Raw genomic sequence first — 1,023 nt, 5'->3', positions numbered from 1 at the left:
CCCGTGCACTGCGCGAGCTCCGCCACCGCAGCAACCTCACCTACCGCGAACTGGCCTCGGTCTCGCACTACTCCGCCGCCGCTCTGTCCTCCGCGGCATCAGGCCGGGTCGTGCCGAAGATGGAAGTGGTCGAAGCGTTCGTCCGTGGCTGCGGCTACAACGGCGACATGCGCGTCTGGCACCGCATGCACAGCAGCGCCGTCGCCAGCGCCGAAGTCGCCTCCGGCGACGACGCGACGACCGACGGCAGCAGCGCCCCCCAGACCACCACCCACAACGGCAACGTGAGCGTGGACCAGGGGCAGGACGAGGACCCGGGGACCCCGGCACGCTCCGGGGGCCTCCTCGCCCTGGTCCAGCAGTTCGTCGAGACCCACCCCCGCGACGAACTGCAGCGCGTCACCAGCCCCACCGTCGACCGCGTCCACACCGCCCTCGCCCTGTGCACCACCCCGCAGGACGTCCTGGGCGTCATGCGAGACCTGGTCGCCGACAAGGGCCTGACCATCGCCACCCTGGAGAAGCGCAGCGCCCGGATCTACCAGATCTCGGCCGCGACGTTCACCGCCGTCCTCAACGGCGAGGACCTACCGACCACGGAGTTCCTGCACATCTTCCTCACCATCTGCGGCGTCGAGGAAGAACGCACCCTCATATGGCACCACACCGTCACTCGGATCAAGATCGCCACCCTCCGGCACCGCCCGACCGTGCTCCCCAGGCCGTCCACGCCGTCCACGAAGACCTCGGAACCCCTCCTATCCCTGCTACGCCTGGTCTGGCTCCTCCTCCTCGGCGTCGTCGTCGGCGTCGGCGCCGGGCTGCTCACCTTCACCGCCACAGAGTCCGTCACCGACGGCGTCACGGTGGGCACCGCCGTCACCGCGGGCGTCCCGCTGCTCGTGCGCGCGATCAGCCTCCGGCCCTGGGAGAGGTAACCCGAGGCACCCTGGTCACACAGGGAGCTTGCAGAAGCAGTGAGGACTCCTCAGCGGGGCCGCAGCCCAATCGGCAGCGGCCCCG

At 70.3% G+C, this 1,023-nt stretch carries 1 protein-coding gene; it reads left to right on the top strand.

The window, feature by feature from the left end; translation table 11 throughout:
- A partial coding sequence (locus tag ACWGIU_RS38440) for a helix-turn-helix domain-containing protein (RefSeq protein WP_453712798.1) occupies positions 1-938 on the top strand: 938 nt, incomplete at its 5' end.
- Between the last annotated feature and the right edge of the window lie 85 nt (positions 939-1,023).

The organism is Streptomyces sp. NPDC054840, assembly GCF_053611065.1.
Note: the sequence above shows the minus strand (reverse complement) of the source record. Positions and strands in the feature narration are given on the sequence as shown.